The sequence below is a fragment of the Streptomyces sp. PKU-EA00015 genome, from assembly GCF_013387495.1.
Classification (GTDB): Bacteria; Actinomycetota; Actinomycetes; order Streptomycetales; family Streptomycetaceae; genus Streptomyces.
Genome location: NZ_JABZEE010000044.1, coordinates 63,678 through 80,401, shown reverse-complemented (window position 1 = coordinate 80,401; position 16,724 = coordinate 63,678). Strand labels below are relative to the sequence as shown.

Below are 16,724 nucleotides of genomic sequence, written 5' to 3'. Positions count from 1 at the left end.
GTCACCGCCCGGCGTCGATGCCCTGGCCGGCCTGGACCACGTTTGCCGAGGTTCTCACGCTCTGCGCGTCGATCACGGCCGCGGTCGACTGCGGGCTGCGGCCGTGGGCTCGGCGGGTCTTGTCGCGTAACAGGTCGTGGACCTGCTGGGACCGCCATGCGCTTGCGCCCAGATCTGCTCGGTGGTGCGGTGGAGCCCCGGGCGAAGCCGGTCGCTGCCATGATCGGCAGCCAGGTGAAGCGCTTTGGCGCGCGGACTTCCGCGGACCCACTTACGATGATCCTGGATCACTCGGGGGCCGAGCGACGGGCCGGTCGAGAGAGCCGGCAGGAAGCAGGCTCACATGGCTGAGCGGCTCAAAAGGCTGGGGTTGGTCGGCGAAATGTCGTCCGAGTTCCTCGGCACCATGATTCTCATCCTCTTCGGTTGTGGCGTGGTTGCCCAAGTGGCCGCGGGCGGAGCGCTCACGGACCCCGCGGGCGGTCTCGGTGACCACGACAGCATCGCCTGGGCATGGGGCCTCGGCGTCACCCTGGGCGTCTATGTGGCAGCACGGCTGAGTGGTGCTCACCTCAATCCCGCGGTGACACTGGCCCTTGCCGCGTTCAAGGGCTTCCCGTGGAGCAAGGTGGCGCCCTACGCGCTGGCCCAGACGGCGGGTGCCTTCGTGGCGGCGCTGCTGGTGCGGTGGAACTACACCGAGGCGCTGGCGAAGGCGGACCCCGGCCACACCATCAAGACGCAAGGTGTCTTCTCGACGCTGCCCGCCAACGGCAACACGAATCTGCCGGTCTACGAGTGGGGCGCGTTCCGGGACCAGATCATCGGCACTGCGATCCTGCTGCTGCTGATCCTGGCGATCACCGACCTGCTGAACACACCCCCGGGCGCCAATCTGGCACCGTTCATCATCGGCCTGGTCGTCGTGGGCATCGGTATGGCCTGGGGCACCAACGCGGGCTACGCGATCAACCCCGCCCGTGACTTCGGTCCGAGGCTGGCGAGCTTCCTCACCGGATACGGCGGAGCGTGGCGAGATCAGTACGGGAACTTCTACTTCTGGGTGCCGATCGTCGGACCGCTGATCGGCGGTCTCCTCGGAGCCTTCATCTACAAGTTCTTCGTCGGCCGGTTCCTGCCGACCGCGGAGCCGGAGCCGCCCGGACGAGTTCCCACCCCCGAGGGGTGACAGGCCTCGCGTGAGCCCGGTCACTCCAGTCCATCCAGGAGAAGAGGCGAGATGCCATGGCGGACTTCGTCGGCGCGGTGGACCAAGGAACCACCAGCACCCGGTTCATGATCTTCGACCACGTCGGCAACGAGGTGGCGAGGCACCAACTGGAGCACGCCCAGATACTCCCTCGGTCGGGTTGGGTCGAACACGACCCGGTGGAGATCTGGGAACGCACCAACTCGGTGATCCAGAACGCACTCCGGCACGGGAACCTGTCGCCGGACGACCTGGCGGCGATCGGCATCACCAACCAGCGGGAGACGACCGTCGTCTGGGACCCCCGCAACGGCCGTCCGTACTACAACGCCATCGTCTGGCAGGACACCCGCACCGACTCCATCGCGGCCGCCCTCGAGCGTTCGGGCCGGGGCGAGGTGATCCGCCGAAAGGCGGGACTGCCGCCGGCGACGTACTTCTCGGCCGGCAAGATCCAGTGGATCCTGGAGAACGTCGACGGTGTCCGCGAGGCCGCGGACCAGGGCCACGCCCTGTTCGGAAACACCGACGCGTGGGTGCTGTGGAACCTCACGGGCGGGCCCGACGGCGGCATCCACGCCACCGACGTGACCAACGCCAGCCGCACCATGCTGATGAACCTCGAAACCCTCGACTGGGACGACGAGTTGCTCGGGTTCTTCGACATCCCGCGGTCGATGCTGCCCACCATCAACCCGTCCTCCCACCGAGAGGCGTTCGGTGTGACCCGCACCTCCCGGCCGCTGCGGGCCGCCATTCCCATCACGGGGATGCTCGGCGACCAGCAGGCGGCAACCGTCGGGCAGGTCTGCTACGCACCCGGCGAGGCCAAGAACACCTACGGCACCGGCAACTTCCTGGTCCTGAACACCGGCACCGAACTGGTCCGCTCCGAACACGGCCTTCTGACCACCGTGGCATACCAGTTCGGCGAAAATCCCGCGATCTACGCCCTCGAGGGTTCCATGGCGGTCACCGGGTCCGCGGTGCAATGGCTGCGCGACCAGCTGAAGATCATCAGTGACGCCGCCGACAGCGAGCGTCTGGCCGGCACGGTCGAGGACAACGGCGGCATCTATTTCGTCCCCGCCTTCTCGGGCCTGTTCGCTCCGTACTGGCGTTCCGACGCCCGCGGCGCGATCGTCGGTCTCGCCCGGTACAACGATGGCGGCCACTTGGCGCGGGCCACTCTGGAAGCCATCTGCTACCAGAGCCGCGACGTGGTGGAGGCCATGGAGCAGGATTCTGGCGTCCACCTGGACGTACTCAGGGTCGACGGCGGTGTGACGGCCAACGACCTGTGCATGCAGATCCAGGCGGATGTCCTCGGCGTACCGGTCAGCCGGCCCGTCGTCGCCGAGACGACCGCGCTGGGTGCCGCGTACGCGGCAGGTCTTGCCACGGGGTTCTGGCGGGACACGGATGAACTGCGTACCCACTGGCAGGAATCCAAGCGCTGGGAGCCCCAATGGTCCGAGGAGCAGCGCGCGGAGGGATACGCGGGCTGGAAGAAGGCGGTGGAGCGAACGCTCGACTGGGCCAAGGTGGAATAGACCCGCCGCCCGCGACTGGGCCTCGGGTACGTCCCAAAGCACCCTTCCCGACGTGCTCTGGACCGCAACGGGTACCGCCCCGCAACCAGAAGTGCACTGGCGGCGGGGCGGTCAAACACGAGGCTGTACGGCTGCTACCCGTCTGACACGGACTCGGCCGGCGTTCTGCTGTGGACCGACCACGAACTCGCCGCAACGCGGAACAACGACATGGTCTGCCTGCACACCGGCTCCCTCGCGCTGATACGTCAGCCCGGCGGCGGCCGCATCGAGGAACACTGGCATCACTGACCGGCGCCTGCGACCGGGAGGCGTGCCGGCCCGCAGAAGCAGACCATCGTCCAGAATCTGGGCATGGACGTCCCCAGGCTGCTGGAAGCAGCTTCCCTGCTGGTCCCGGAAGAGATCGCCACCGAGAACGACATCACGGTGAACGACGTCTGGGAGTACCTCACCCACGACGAGTGGGAAGTGGCTCTCGGTCTGCTGGAGGAAGTCGGTGATGTCCACCCGCTTCCGCTCACCTTCTGGCAGTCCCTCGCCATCGCCGCCGAGCAGATGCGGCTGGCGAGGAGCGCGGCCTGGTGCCACTGGCGCTGCTACGAAACCCGACACGGCGTCATCCGAGCCGACCTCACCCTCACACCTGCCGAGGCGGCCCGCCGACAGACAGCCTTCTCGGGAGCCGGCGTCCTTCGACCGATGTGGAACATCGGGCGTCGAACCGCGACAGACGAACCGGACCTCTGTATTGCCAGGCTTTGGGTGGAGTTCGTGCCGTTCATGGAGCCTGGCGGGCGGGCCACGGTGCGTCTCGCCCCACTCTGCCCGTCGAAGTGGCAGCACCTTCGGACCGGTCAAGTGATCACCATGCATGAGGACCGGACGGTCGCCGGAACGGCGGTCGTCCTGGACGTTCAGCGCCCTTCAGCCACGGCGGCCGCATGACAAGAGCTGCCCCAGTCCCAGTCTCACGCCGGTGGGTGCTGGGCGTCGATGACGTCGCCACCCGTCGTGGACAGCGCTACGGCACCGTGCGGCGGTCGGGTGTCAGCCCGCAGGCCCTGATCCGCCCGGGGCGTCAGGCACAGCCTCGAAGTCCTCGAGTGAGTCGGTTGCCTGGTACAGGCCCGGGACTCCCATCCGTGGACCACGGGGCGAAGTACGGGGTCTCCATGGTCAGCGCGCTGGATCGCGGACAGGAGTCCCAGGCCTAAGTGGTGGGTCCTCCGGTGCGGTCGTAGCGTCGATACAGGAGCAGCCGTTCGAAGGGGTCGGGAGCGCCTGTCGGGATGCGCTGCGAGGTGTGGGGCGCGCTGGGCGGTAGAGGTGCGTGTGGGCGTTGGGCCAGGTGGCTCGGGGAGAGACGGCTGGGAGCAGACATGAAGAGACGAAAGCTGAGGACCGCGGCCGTGATCTTTGCCGCGACGTCGCTCGCAGTAGGCCTTGCACCGGCAACCGCCTCGGCGTCCCCCTCCGTGGCGGCACAGCCCGGTGACCAGGTCGTGGTCGTGGACTGCTTCATGAAGGCGCAGGTGCGCCCGCGCGAGTTCCTGATCGCCTGCGGGGACGGCAACAGTGGGCTGACCGAACTCACGTGGTCGTCGTGGGGGCCGACGTCCGCTGTGGCCACCGGGCTGAACGTGGTCAACGACTGCAAGCCCTACTGCGCCGCGGGCACGTTCCACTCGTATCCCGTGAACGTCAGGTTCGAGCGCCCGGAGGGGTGGGAGAAGAACCCCGATCAGCAGCGGTACGGGCAGCTCCACCTCAGCTTCCCCGGCAGCAGGCCCGAGCACATGCCGCCCGAGGTGACGTACAGGCTGTGGGACTGACGGACGGCGAGGTGCGTTCCTACGCGGGGCCGGTCTGCGCGGTCGCGTCCGTGCCGCTGCGTGACGCGTCGCCGCCGGGACGATGTGCGCGCGGTGGAGGTGTACGACGAGGGGCTCGTGGGGTCCGAGGTGGGCCCCGGACTCCTGTCCGTGCTCCAGCGCGCTGACCATGGTGCCAGCCTGTGGCGGAGCAGATGGGTGCCTTGGGCCAGGCGACACTGCTGCCGGCAGATCGACTGGAAGCCGTCAGAGAAGCAGTGCTCAACGGCCCAGCCGGTGCCGGACGTTGGCCGACTGGGCGGCATCTACCTCGATGCAGTTCTCGTCGAGACCGTTGGCGATACGGAGGCGTCCCGCATCGAAGACGAACTCCACCGCTACAGTTCCAGCTGCCAGGTCAGGGCCTGATGGCCGCCAATCGAGAAGCGTGACCTCGCGCAACTCCTGGTCGACGAACGGTTCGAGCCGCTTGTCGCTGCGCGACCACTCGGGCGTGAACTCCGACCACTCCCATCCAGTGATCATCGCCGCGGTGTCGATCGTGTCCCAGCCGATCGAGAGCTCGTCGAGCTTCCAGTGGCATAGCTCCGCCTGGATGCCATCGAAGTCCAGGACCACCGGGCAGTCGGCGAACCACTCCCCGTCCTCGGCGAAACGCACGAGGGCAAGCCCCGTCAGCCGCCGGCCGACAAGCGCCGCCAGGCGTGTCCCGTGCGCCTCCCGAATCGCGTCGATCCCGACCAGGAAGGACGGCTCGAAACCAGAGATCCCCATGCTCACAGCAACCGAGTCTTGCGGCCATCAGCTCAATCGGCCAGCACATTCCCGAGGCAGAACCCCGTAACGGCGACGGCCGCCGGCGGTGGGCCCTCATCCGTCCTTGAAACGCCAGGCGTGCACGTCGACGAGGTCAGGGAACAGTCCGAGGAGCTCCACGAGCGGTTGCGGCACTCGCATGACCGCCTGTGTCGGCCTGGCGGCCCATGTAAGAATCCCCGGCTCCTTGACGACTTTGCGGGCCCGGCCCCGACCTGCCTCGCCCCGGCCGGGTCCGCCGCGGCTCAGCGCACGCCGTTCCAGCCCCATCGCGGGGTCGGACCCGGGTCGCCGAGGTCCGTGCCGGCCGGGTCCGCGGAGACCTCGCGGGCGATCTTCGTACCCCAGTCGAAGTACTCCACCACCCGGCGGCGCAGCACGTCGTCGTCCGGCAGCTCCTTCTCCACCGCTTCGGTCATCAGCTCCATCCAGCGCAGCCGCTGCTCCTCCGTGATCGAGAGCCCGAGGTGTACCCGGAGCAGCCTCTGGTGGCCGCCCAGCGCGGCGGTGAAGTCGGCAGGTCCGTCGAAGACCTCGGCCAACCAGACGGCGACATGCTCGATATGGGTGGAGGTGAAGTCGGCGAAGACGGGGGCGAGCAGCGGATCGGCGAGGACCGCCTCGTAGAAAGTGTTGCTCAGCCTGCGCAGCGCGTTCGTGCCGCCCACGGCCTCGTACAACGTCTCGGGACGCCCGTCGGGCCCGCTCATGACGACACCTCTTTCGTATGGAGTGGTGCTGCAAAGTGGTGCTCCGTCCCAGGATTGCCGCGGCACGGCGGGTGGCCCAAGCGTTTCTGCTCTCGGCGGAAGGGCGCCCAGCCCCCCGGCGGGGAGCCCCTGTCCTCCGGTGGAGCGCGGGAAGGGGCAAGAAAAGCGCGGCGATCGCGGCCGCCGGACCGTTGGCCACAGGGTTCCACCCGGGCGCGTTCCCGGGCGTCCGGGCAGGCGTTCCGGCAGGAGGTGACGGGGCCGCGCTCCCATTCCGTCCGCTGTGCCCCGGAGTCAGGTGAGTGGTGCGGCAGTTGGTACGGCCCTGTTCCCGGACGGGAGCGTGAGCTGTACGAGACGGTGTACGCGGCGCTGGAGGCGGCGTACCGCGAGGCGGCCCTGCGTCAGGTGGCGTACCGGCGGTGGCTGGTGCGGCTCAAGAGGCCGCTGCTGCAGCGTCCGTGGCGTGACCTCGAACGACGGTGGCACGGATCGGATAGGTATCGTTCCGCGCGTGTTCGGCCGCACAGGGCGCCGTATGCGGAGGGGGAGAGGCTGTGGCGACAGGCAGAGAACGTTCCCGAATGATTGCCACCGATGACAGTCATCGGGTGACGCCCGCTGAACTGTTCTTCGACTTGGTGTTCGTGTACGCGATTACACAGGTCACCGCGCTGATGGCGGCCGACCCGACGCCACTGCGGCTGCTCGGCGCGACCGTGGTGCTTGCCCTGCTGTGGTGGTGCTGGTGCTGCTTCGCCTGGCTGGGCAATGTGGTGCGGGCCGACTCCGGCGCGATGTTCACCGTGCTGGTCGCGGTGATGGTGGTCGTGCTGGTCGTCTCACTGACCGTGCCGGAGGTGTACGCGGACTTGTCCGGCGGCTTGTACGCGCCGCTGGTGTTCGTACTCTGCTACGGCGCGGTCCGGCTCCTCCACCTGGTCTCCTACTGGATCTCCAGCCCCGGTGACGACGCACTCCATGCCACACTGCGCCGGACCGCGCTGCTGTCCGTTGCACCGCCCTTCGTACTGCTTCTGGTCGGCAGCACCCTTACCGGCGTCGCGCAGACCCTGGTCTGGCTGGGCGCGGTCTTGATCGACTACTGCGGCATCTACGTCACGGGAGCGTCGGGTTGGCGGGTGGCGTCGCCCGCGCACTTTGCCGAGCGGCACGGCCTGATCGTGATCATCGCCCTGGGGGAGTCGATCGTCGCGATCGGAGTGGGCGTTTCCGGCCTCCCCGTCTCCGTGCCGGTGCTGGCTGCGGCAGCCGCCGGGGTGATGGTCGTCGCCGGACTGTGGCGACTGTACTTCCGGCAGATCAGCGAGAGGGCCGAGCACCGGCTGACCACGCTGCACGGCGACGCCCGCACGCGGCTGGCACGCGACGTCTACACCTTCCTGCACCTGCCGCTCGTCGCGGGAGTCGTACTCACTGCGCTGGGCATGAAGAAGGCGCTCCACCAGGTCGCCGACAGCAAGCACTACGACCTGTCCGAGCCGCTGCACGGGCTGGTGGCCTGGGCGCTCGCCGGGGGAGTGGGCGTGTTCCTGCTGGCGGCGGCGGCGATCCTGCTGCGCACCGACGGCCGCAGGTCCGCGGGCCTGGCGATCGGAGGGTTGGCCTGCTTGTGCGCGGGCGTGGTGGTCGTCCTGATCCCCGCACTGCTCGCCCTGGGGCTGCTGGCGGCCGGGGTGACGGGAGGGGCGGTCCGCTACAGCCGGAGGACGGGCGGGACTCTTCGTACGCCCGCCTGACGAGCTCGTGCATGGTGGGCGGTGGATCATGGTTTTCGTGGTGGGGGGACTCATGCGCGTGCAGCAATGATCCGGAGCCGGCGGATCACGGGCTTGTCGCCGGATGTGATTGCTGAACTCGTCGCCGGTGTCAGCCCGTTGTGGCACGAGCGGCACCAGGCCTCGCTCTCGTCGAGGCCGCGGCGCCGGGCGCTCGGGGCGTGCGCCGCCCGCCACCACGGCCGCCGCGCGCACATGACCGACACCGTCCAAGCCATCGCCGGACTGCTGTCACACCAGCAGACCGCCACCTCTCGGGGCCGGTCAGCGCATGTGAACACTGGGCGGAACGACACCTCACGACGCGCCGACCGCAACCATGCACGAGCTCGTCGGCCTCCGATCCGGCGGCCGTGCACGCCGGCCGCCGACGGTGCCTGACTGCCGCCCGGCTGCGGGGCCTGCGGGGAGTGGCGCGTGGACGAGCGCCCGTCCCCTTACGGCGTGTTGGTGAAGGAGCGGCGGTAGGAGCGGGGCGGCACTCCCCGGCGGCGCACGAACTGTTCGCGCAGGACGGCCGCGCTTCCGTATCCGACGCGGTGGGCGATCTCCTCGACCGGCAGGTCCGTGGTCTCCAGGAGTTCCTCGGCGCTGCTCAGGCGCAGGCTCCGCAGCCAGGCGTGGGGGGTGGTGCCGGTCGCGGCGGTGAAGCGACGGGCGAAGGAGCGTTTGCTCATCACGGCACGCCGGGCCAGTTCCGCGACGGGAAGCGGCTCATGGAGGTTCTCGCGGGCCCACGCGAGTACCTCGGCGAGGCGCTCGTCGCGGCAGTCTTCGGGGACAGGGGAGGCCAGGTACTGCGCCTGCCCGCCGTCGCGGTGGGAGGGCAGCACCACGTCCCGGGCAACAGCGTTGGCCATCGCGGCTCCGTACTCCCGCCTCAGCAGGTGCAGGCAGAGATCGAAGCCCGCGGCGGCTCCCGCGCCCGTGATGATGCGTCCTTCGTCGATGTAGAGGGCGTCGGGTTCGACGATGACGTCGGGGTGGCGGCGGGCGAGCAGTTCGGCGAACCGCCAGTGGGTGGTGGCCCGCCGGCCGTCGAGCAGTCCGGCGGCGGCGAGCGCGAAAGCGCCGACGCAGTGGGCCGCGACCAGTGAGCCGCGCTCGTGTGCGGTCGACAGCGCATCGAGCACGGCGGGAGCGGGTGGTGTGCGGAAGCCGGCCCATGGCAGGGCGATCACCAGATCGGCCAAGGCGAGCCGATCCAGGCCGTGCGTGATGGTGAGCGGCACGCCGAGGTCAGTGGGGACCGGCCCGGGCCGGTCGGTGCACAGGGCGAAGTCGAAGCCGGGCAGTGTCTCGCCGTGCGGGCCGAAGACCTCGGTGACGATGCCGACGGCGAGCATGCCGACTCCGGGCGGGGTGTACGCGGCGACGGTCACGAAGGGGGGCACACGTGCAGTGTGGCACTAATCCTGCGATCAGCGGCAGCTGTGCCACTCGTGAACGATCGGCCTGCCCGGAAGGATTGAGGCCATGACAGACGCACCGCTCGGCCGCAGCGCCGTGTACACGATCCTGACCACCGGATATGTCGGCTCCACCGGCCCCGGAGTCGCCGCCACCGTCTCCTACGTGTCCGACGCCGGCCGGCATGTGATCTTCGACCCGGGCATGGTGGCGAGTCGTGACCGCATCCTCGCCCCGCTCGAGGAGTTGGGGCTCGGCCCCGACGACATCACCGACGTGGTGCTCAGCCACCACCACCCGGACAACACCATGAACGTGGGCCTGTTCGGACGGGCCCGGGTGCACGACCACAACGTGGAGTACCTCGGTGATCAGTGGAGGAACCGGGATGCGGAGGGTTACGAACTCACCCCGTCGCTACGGCTGATCCGCACTCCGGGCCACAGTGCCGAGGACATCACACTGCTGGCGGGCACGGACTCGGGCGTGGTCGCCTTCGCCGGTGACCTGTGGTGGCACGCGCACGGCCCGGCGGACGACCCGGTAGCCCCCGACCGCGCGGTGTTGCGCGCCTCCCGGCTGAGGGTGCTGACCGCCGCGGACCTGATCGTGCCCGGCCACGGCGGCCCGTTCAGGGCCGACGACACCACGCCACGCTAGCCGCTCTGTCCGGTGTGGGCTGCGCAATTGCGTCCGGTCAGGCTTCGGCGACACCAACTGCCCGGTCATCGCACTTCGCTGACAAACAGTCATTACGGCCTGCGTGAGCTTCGGTCCTGCGCTGAGAGCCTGCGAGTCTGCGGTTTGCTGTCACTGGGGGAGGCGTCTGTTGTCACTGATCATGGAGTGTCGTTTCGTGCTGACGAGCTCGGCGTGGTGGAGCTGTTGACTTCTGTGAACCAAGGCCTGTCCCGCCTCCCGGCCCGTCCTTCGGGTCGAGGTCGGTGAGCGCGGTTCCCAGTCGACGTGCGCCTTCCGTCAGCTCGGTGTGGTCGGCGGTCGCGGCGAACCCGATCCGCAGGTGAGCGGCCGGCGGCTCGGTGGCGAAGTAGCGGCTGCCGGCGCTCACGGCGACGCCGCGTTGCCGGGCGGCGCTGGTGAGGACGGTGTCGTCCACGCCCGGCGGCAGGCGAATCCACAGTTGCAGTCCGCCCGTGGGCATCCCGGCCAAGGTCGCATCGGGGATCTCCTGGGTGACCGCGGCGGCCAGCACGGCGCACCGCTCCCGCAGCGCCGTACCGAGAGAGCGGAGGTGGCGCTCCCAGGTCGGGGAGCTGAGTACCTCCAGCGCGGCTTCCTGGAGCGGGCGTGTGACGAAGAAGTCGTCGACCAGGCGCACCGCCCGCATGCGTTCCATGACCGGTCCGCGGGCCACCAGTGCCCCGATCCGCAGACTCGGTGCGGCGGGCTTGGTGAGTGAGGTGACGTGGACGACCGTGCCGTCGCGGTCGTCGGCGATCAGCGGTCGCGGCACGGTGCCGCCGTGTCCCAGGTGCCGTGCGAAGTCGTCCTCGAGCACGAACGCGCCCGAGGCGCGCGCCACGTCGAGGACCTGGCGGCGCCGTTCGGGCGCCAGTACGGTGCCGGTCGGGTTCTGGAAGGTCGGCTGGCAGTACAGCAGTCGCGCGCCGGTCATCGCGAACGCGTCGGCCAGGAGGTCGGGCCGCAGGCCGTCGGCGTCGAGCGGTACCGGAACGGGCCGCAGCCCCGCGGCGCGGGCGGCGGCCAGGGCCCTGGGATAGGTGGGGGACTCGACCAGGACCGGGCTGCCGGGCCCGGCGATCGCCCGGAACGCGATCGACAGGGCGCTCTGCCCGCCGGCGGTGACCAGCACGTCCTGCGGCGCCACGCTCCCGCCGACGATGCGGGCGAACACGGTGCGCAGGGCCGTCAGGCCGCCGGCCGGGGCGCGGTCCCAGACGTCCGGACGGCGCGCCGCCCGCGCAAGTGCCGCGCTCAGGGCCCCGGTGGGCTGGAGCGAGCGGTGCACGTAGCCGCCGTCCATCGTGATCGTCCCGGCCGGTGGCGGGCCGAGCGGGTCGGCGATCAGGTGGGTGTCGACGGCGCGGTCGGTGAGGGCGACCGTCTGCCAGTCGGTATCCGTGTCGCTGCTGCCGACTGTGTCGCGGAGCCGCTGCGCCGCGAAGGTCCCGCTGCCCGGACGGGTCACCACCGCGCCCTCGGCGGCCAGTGCGGCGATGGCTCGCGCCACTGTCGCCGGTCCGACCCGGTACTTCTTGATCAGCTCCCGGCTGCTCGGCAGCCGGTCGCCGGGCGACAGCCGGGAGACCAGGGCTCGGAGACTGTCGGCCAACTCCACAGAAGTGCTACCGTCGTTCATGAGAGATCACAGTAGCGCTTCTGGTGCTGGTCGGGAAGCACTTCAGCTGGACGTCGCCGCTCTGCGGGCCGACACTCCGGGATGCCGCAGCGTCATCCACTTCAACAACGCGGGCTGCGGACTGCCGGCAGCGCCCGTGACGGACGCGATGGTCGGCCATCTGAACCTCGAAGCCCGGATCGGCGGTTACGAGGCGTCGGCCGCCCGGGCCGCCGAAGTCCGCGCGTTCTACACGGAGACAGCCGCCCTCATCAACACCGGGCCCGACAACATCGCCTTTGCGGGAAGCGCCACCCACGCCTACGCCAACGCCCTGTCCTCGATTCCGTTCCAGGCCGACGACGTCATCCTCACCACCCGCGACGACTTCATCTCCAACCAGATCGCCTTCCTGTCCCTGCGCAAGCGTTTCGGCGTACGCATCGTCCACGCGCCCAACACCCCGGAGGGCGGGGTCGACGTGGAGGCGATGGCCGCGCTGATGCGGACCCACCGCCCCCGCCTGGTGTCCGCCACCCATGTCCCCACCAACTCGGGCCTCGTCTCGCCGATTGCCGAGATCGGCCGGCACTGCCGTGAGTTGGACCTGCTCTACCTGGTCGACGCCTGCCAGTCGGTGGGCCAGTTCGTCATCGACGTGGAGGAGATCGGCTGCGACCTCCTCACCGCCACCTGCCGCAAGTTCCTCCGCGGCCCGCGCGGCTCCGGATTCCTGTACGTGTCCGATCGTGTCCTGCGCGCCGGCTACGAACCGTTGTTCATCGACATGCACGGCGCCCGCTGGACCGAGCCGGGCGGCTACGAGCCCGTAGCGACGGCGGCCCGGTTCGAGGAGTGGGAGTTCCCGTACGCCACGGTGCTCGGCAGCGCCGCCGCGACGCGCTATGCCCGCGAGGTCGGTATCGAGGCCATCGAGCAGCGCACCCCTGCGCTCGCGGCCCGGCTGCGCGACCGGCTCGCACCGATCGCGGGGGTGCGCGTGCTCGACCGCGGCCCGCGTCTTGCCGCGCTCGTCACCTTCGGCGTAGCGGGCTGGCAGCCGCAGCCGTTCAAGGCGGCCATGGACGTCCGCGGCATCAACTCTGCGCTCAGCTTCCGCGAGTTCGCACAGTTCGACTTCGGGGACAAGGACGTCGACTGGTGCCTGCGCCTGTCGCCGCACTACTACAACACCGAGGAGGAGGTGGACCACGTCGCGGACGCGATCGCGGACCTCGCCGGCCGGGGACGGCGATGACCGTCACGCAGACACGCACCGAGGAGCCGTCCACGGACAGCCTGTGGCGCAACGGCGACTTCCTCAGGTTCTGGCTCGGCGAAACCCTCTCGCTCCTCGGCACCCAGATCACCAACCTCGCCCTGCCGCTGACCGCCATCATCGCCTTCAACGCCACCGACGAGCAGGTCGGCATCCTGCGGTTCCTGCAACTCCTCCCGTACCTCGGGCTGGCCCTGGTCTTCGGGGTGTGGGTGGACCGGGCCCGGCGGCGGCGGATCATGCTCGGCGCCAACCTCGTCCGGATGATCCTGCTGGCTCTCGTCCCCGTCCTGTACTGGACGGGCGTGCTCGACATGGGCTCGCTGCTGGTGATCGCCTGCGCCGTCGGCGTCGCCTCGGTGCTGTTCGACGTGAGCTGGATGTCGTACGTACCCACCCTGGTGCGCGACCCCAAGCACTATGTCGAGGCCGGCGCCAAGATGGGGATGAGCTCATCTGCGGCCGATGTGGCGGGACCCGGGCTCGCCGGTGTCCTGATCGGCGCCCTCACCGCACCGGTGGCGCTGATCGTCGACGCGTTCTCCTATCTGGTGTCCCTGGTCTCACTGCTGCTCATCCGCTCTCCCGAGCCCCGCCCTCAACCTCCGGCCGTACGGCGGCACCTGCCGACCGAACTCCGGGACGGCCTGCGCTGGGTCCTGAAGAACCCGGTCCTGCGGTCCCTTGCGCTCATCGGGTTCTGCTGCAACTTCTCCATGGTCGCCGTGTGGACCATGTTCCTGCTGTACGGAACACGCGACCTGCACCTGGACGCGACCACCCTCGGCGGCATCTTCGCCACTGCCTCCGTGGGCGGTCTCATCGGAGCGGCGATCTCCCGCAAGGTCATCCGGCGCTTCCGGCTCGGCCTCGTCTACCTCGTCGCCCAGTCGGCCCTCCTCATCGGCCCGACGCTGATCGTCCTGGCCACCGGCCCCCGGCCGGTGATGGTGGCGATGTTCGTCCTCTCCTTCTTCACCACCTACCTCGGACTCGGCGTCGCCGGCGTCATCATCGTCAGCCTGCGCCAGGCCAGTACCCCGCAGTCGATGATGGGCCGGATGACGGCGGTCTTCCGCACTCTGCTGTTCGGCGGCGGCGCACTCGGCGGCCTGCTCGCGGGCCTGCTGTCCGGCCGGATCGGCGCCCGAGGGGCATTGACCGTGGCGGCGATCGGCTCCGCCACCGTGCTGATCGCGCTTGTCCTGTCCCCGGTGAGCCGACTACGGGGCCTGCCGACGCCACCGGAAGAACCCGTCACGACGCCGGACGGGCAGGCCGCCGGCTGAGACGCCAGAACGCCGAAGGGCCCCACCACAAGCGGTGGGGCCCTTCGACAACGCGCCCGGCGCTGCACTGGTGCGGATTCGAGATGTGTTCCTCCACGTCAGCGCGGTCCTCTCGCGTGACCGAAACCACCGAGACTTCCGGCGGATCAAGGGCCGCTGAATCCGAGACCTGTTCGCCAGCTGGGATCTGCTGCGCCGGCATCCGCCGCCCGAGATTCGATACAGCCATGCCCGCGTACCGAGCTCCACCGCCGCTGGGCTTGTTCTTCAGCCTCGATCCGGTCAGGTGAGCGAGTTGTTCAGCCCAAGGGGGATCGTTCCCGCCTGTACAGCCTCGATGGCTGTCGTCGCTTCCCAGCCCAGCTCGATGAGGGTCCGCGCGATGACGAGGCCGAAGCGGTTGTAGCCGGCGTTGCGGCGGACCAGGACACCTGAGTTGCGCAAAGGCCGACGGCTTCGTCTTCCTCAAGGTCACCGGCGGGGAACCCGGGGGGTACTGCTTGGCGCAGTCCAAGGCGACGAAGCCGATGGGCGTCCTTTCGAGGGGTGGGTGAGGGCGGTCGTGCGCAACGGGCCGCACGTCGAGCGCGGCGGCCATCGCTACGGGGTGATGATGTGCCCGGTGCGCGGCGAGGTCCGTCCCGACTGGACCTCGTGCCAGACCCGCTCGAGGCTCTGCGGGCCGTCGCTGTGCACGATGTCGACCCACCCCTCGGCCACGGGCAGGAACTCCTTCCACGCCTCGGCGAAACGGTGGTCCAGCCCTTCTCGCCCCCAGTCGCCGATCCGCTTGCGCATCTGGTCGGGGGCGAAGAACATGCCCGGCCCCGTCTCCGCAAGGGTGCCGGCGGGCGCGGGTTCCTGGTTGGTGATGCCGACGACCACCTCGTGCACCAGGGAGTCGCCGAGGTGGGCGCCCAGCCGGGCGGACAGCTGCTCGTCGCCCGCGAAGTCGGCGTACAGCGTCTGCGTGCGCGGGAGCCGGGAGACGTCCTCGTAGGTCAGCACCCGGTCGTAGCAGCCGAGGCCCTCGGTGAAGGCGAGGTTGCGCGGGGAGGTCAGGCCGACCACCTCGCACCCCTGCCCCTTGAGCAGGTGGGCGGCGCCGTAGGCCGTCTTGCTCGAGGCGGACGACAGGACGACGGTCTTCGCGCCCAGCCAGGCGTTGTCGACGAGCCAGTCGGCCAGCATGAAGGAGGTCCAGAACAGCGGGCGGTACAGAACGTGAAGGTCCTCCCGGTCGGCCTCGTAGGCGAGGTCGCCGGTGGTGAGGGCGTAGGCGTTGTAGGGCCGGGGCAGTGGTCGGCGATGGGGGCTGGCCTCGCGGAAGCCGCGCTCGTCGACGCGGTCGGGGCGCACCAGCAGGTGGCTCGCCGACGGGAAGTAGCCGTAGTAGCGGCTGCCGGTCTCGATGCCGTCGGCCCGGGAGGCAACGACGTCGGCGAAGCCCCAGAGGGGGACGATGCCCCAGCCGGCGCGGGGCGCGGGGAAGAACTCCCAGTAGCGGAACGAGTCTCCGAGCGCGGCGTAGGTGACGTTGTTGGCGGTCAGACCGACCCGGTCGACACGCAGCAGCGCCTCGCCGTCCCGCACCTGCGGGACGGGGACGTCGGTCAGTTCCGCGGTGGACAGGTCGTCGCGGCGGACGAGCAGGTTCCAAGCGGTGGCAGCGGTGGTGTTGTCCATGTTCGGAACCGTACTTGAATCCGGATTCGGATTCAATCCTCCGCTAGGATGCGCACATGGCCTCTCCTGACTCTGGAATCGATCAGCCCGCGCAGCCTCAGCCGGCCGCGACGCGTACCCGGCGCGGCATGCGCACCCGTGACGCCCTGGTGGCCGCCGCCCGGCGGATCTTCGAGCGGGACGGCTATCTGGACGCCCGCATCGTCGACATCGCGGCCGAGGCGAAAGTGGCCACCGGCAGTTTCTATACGCACTTCGCGTCCAAGGAGGACGTGTTCGCCGCCGTCCTCGCGCGGCTGCAGGACGAGATGCTGCATGCGGGGGTCAGCGACGGCGGTGGCGACGACGGCGACGGGGGGCGCAAGGGCCTGTGGCGAGGGGTCGAGGAGGCCAATCGCGCCTATCTGGAGTCCTATCGCCGCAACGCCGGCCTGATGGCCGCCATGGAGCAGGCCGCCGCCGTCGACCCGCAGTTCGTGCGCGTGCGGCTGGAGCGGTCGCGCGTGTTCATCGACCGCAGCGCCGCCGCCATAGCCCGCCTGCAGCGCTCGGGCCTCGCGGACCCGGAGCTGGACCCGGAGATCACCGCCCGAGCCTTGAGCGCGATGGTCAGTCGCCTGGCGTACGCGACCTTCGCGTTGGGTGAGTCCGTGCCCTTCGACACGCTGGTCGAGACCGTCACCCGACTCTGGACGAACGCGCTGTGCATGCCGCAGGACTGAGCCCGGCATCGGCCGCGCCCTGTGATCCGACTCATAGCGGGGCCGCCGCGGCCGGTGGTTGACGGCGGCGCTGCGCACCCGCAAGGTTGACCGCC

General features: G+C 69.7%; 15 protein-coding genes. 9 read left to right on the top strand and 6 right to left on the bottom strand.

The window, feature by feature from the left end:
* Positions 1-343: 343 nt before the first annotated feature.
* The 4 genes from HW130_RS25385 to HW130_RS25370 all read left to right on the top strand — a co-directional run bounded on the left by HW130_RS25385 (position 344) and on the right by HW130_RS25370 (position 4,598).
* Complete coding sequence (locus tag HW130_RS25385) at positions 344-1,189, top strand: MIP/aquaporin family protein (protein WP_177152012.1); 846 nt, start codon at positions 344-346, stop codon at positions 1,187-1,189.
* A 56-nt stretch (positions 1,190-1,245) separates the two neighbouring features.
* The gene (glpK, locus tag HW130_RS25380; RefSeq protein ID WP_177152011.1) at positions 1,246-2,763 is read left to right on the top strand and encodes a glycerol kinase GlpK; all 1,518 of its coding nucleotides are present in this window, start codon (positions 1,246-1,248) and stop codon (positions 2,761-2,763) included.
* 354 nt (positions 2,764-3,117) lie between these two features.
* Positions 3,118-3,711, top strand: coding sequence for a hypothetical protein (locus HW130_RS25375; RefSeq protein WP_177152010.1), 594 nt, complete (start codon positions 3,118-3,120; stop codon positions 3,709-3,711).
* 434 nt (positions 3,712-4,145) lie between these two features.
* The gene (locus HW130_RS25370) at positions 4,146-4,598 is read left to right on the top strand and encodes a hypothetical protein (RefSeq protein ID WP_218183962.1); all 453 of its coding nucleotides are present in this window, start codon (positions 4,146-4,148) and stop codon (positions 4,596-4,598) included.
* Positions 4,599-4,859: 261 nt separating this feature from the next.
* Here HW130_RS25370 and HW130_RS25365 read toward each other — a convergent pair whose 3' ends face one another.
* Together HW130_RS25365 and HW130_RS25360 are read right to left on the bottom strand one after the other, a co-directional pair.
* Positions 4,860-5,372, bottom strand: coding sequence for a hypothetical protein (locus tag HW130_RS25365; protein WP_218183967.1), 513 nt, complete (start codon positions 5,370-5,372; stop codon positions 4,860-4,862).
* 287 nt (positions 5,373-5,659) lie between these two features.
* The gene (locus HW130_RS25360; RefSeq protein WP_177152008.1) at positions 5,660-6,124 is read right to left on the bottom strand and encodes a group II truncated hemoglobin; all 465 of its coding nucleotides are present in this window, start codon (positions 6,122-6,124) and stop codon (positions 5,660-5,662) included.
* Between the two features lie 611 nt (positions 6,125-6,735).
* Between HW130_RS25360 and HW130_RS25355 the strand changes: the two genes are divergently transcribed.
* The gene (locus HW130_RS25355; RefSeq protein ID WP_309140569.1) at positions 6,736-7,884 is read left to right on the top strand and encodes a low temperature requirement protein A; all 1,149 of its coding nucleotides are present in this window, start codon (positions 6,736-6,738) and stop codon (positions 7,882-7,884) included.
* Positions 7,885-8,360: 476 nt separating this feature from the next.
* Here the strand turns inward: HW130_RS25355 and HW130_RS25350 are convergent, their stop codons facing one another.
* Complete coding sequence (locus HW130_RS25350; RefSeq protein ID WP_177152057.1) at positions 8,361-9,269, bottom strand: GlxA family transcriptional regulator; 909 nt, start codon at positions 9,267-9,269, stop codon at positions 8,361-8,363.
* A 130-nt stretch (positions 9,270-9,399) separates the two neighbouring features.
* On the opposite strand from HW130_RS25350, the gene HW130_RS25345 reads away from it, so the two are divergent.
* A complete protein-coding gene (locus HW130_RS25345) occupies positions 9,400-9,993 on the top strand; it encodes an MBL fold metallo-hydrolase (RefSeq protein ID WP_177152006.1) in 594 nt (197 codons plus the stop codon).
* 172 nt (positions 9,994-10,165) lie between these two features.
* Here HW130_RS25345 and HW130_RS25340 read toward each other — a convergent pair whose 3' ends face one another.
* On the bottom strand, positions 10,166-11,674 hold the full coding sequence (locus HW130_RS25340) for a PLP-dependent aminotransferase family protein (protein ID WP_256356327.1): 1,509 nt from the start codon (positions 11,672-11,674) through the stop codon (positions 10,166-10,168).
* Between HW130_RS25340 and HW130_RS25335 the strand changes: the two genes are divergently transcribed.
* Positions 11,673-12,911 carry an aminotransferase class V-fold PLP-dependent enzyme gene (locus HW130_RS25335; protein ID WP_177152005.1) on the top strand — a complete coding sequence of 413 codons (1,239 nt, stop codon included), beginning with the start codon at positions 11,673-11,675 and terminating at the stop codon, positions 12,909-12,911. The genes HW130_RS25340 and HW130_RS25335 overlap by 2 nt on opposite strands.
* Positions 12,908-14,221 carry an MFS transporter gene (locus HW130_RS25330; protein ID WP_177152004.1) on the top strand — a complete coding sequence of 438 codons (1,314 nt, stop codon included), beginning with the start codon at positions 12,908-12,910 and terminating at the stop codon, positions 14,219-14,221. The genes HW130_RS25335 and HW130_RS25330 overlap by 4 nt, the downstream gene beginning before the upstream one ends.
* A gap of 282 nt (positions 14,222-14,503) precedes the next feature.
* Here the strand turns inward: HW130_RS25330 and HW130_RS25325 are convergent, their stop codons facing one another.
* Positions 14,504-14,665 (bottom strand): hypothetical protein, encoded by a 162-nt coding sequence (locus HW130_RS25325; RefSeq protein ID WP_177152003.1) that lies wholly within the window; start codon positions 14,663-14,665, stop codon positions 14,504-14,506.
* 156 nt (positions 14,666-14,821) lie between these two features.
* The gene (locus HW130_RS25320; RefSeq protein WP_177152002.1) at positions 14,822-15,907 is read right to left on the bottom strand and encodes a DUF2855 family protein; all 1,086 of its coding nucleotides are present in this window, start codon (positions 15,905-15,907) and stop codon (positions 14,822-14,824) included.
* A gap of 128 nt (positions 15,908-16,035) precedes the next feature.
* Here HW130_RS25320 and HW130_RS25315 point away from each other — a divergent pair, with 128 nt between their 5' ends.
* Positions 16,036-16,629: a TetR/AcrR family transcriptional regulator gene (locus HW130_RS25315; protein ID WP_218183961.1), complete on the top strand. Its 594-nt coding sequence runs from the start codon at positions 16,036-16,038 to the stop codon at positions 16,627-16,629.
* Positions 16,630-16,724 lie beyond the last annotated feature (95 nt).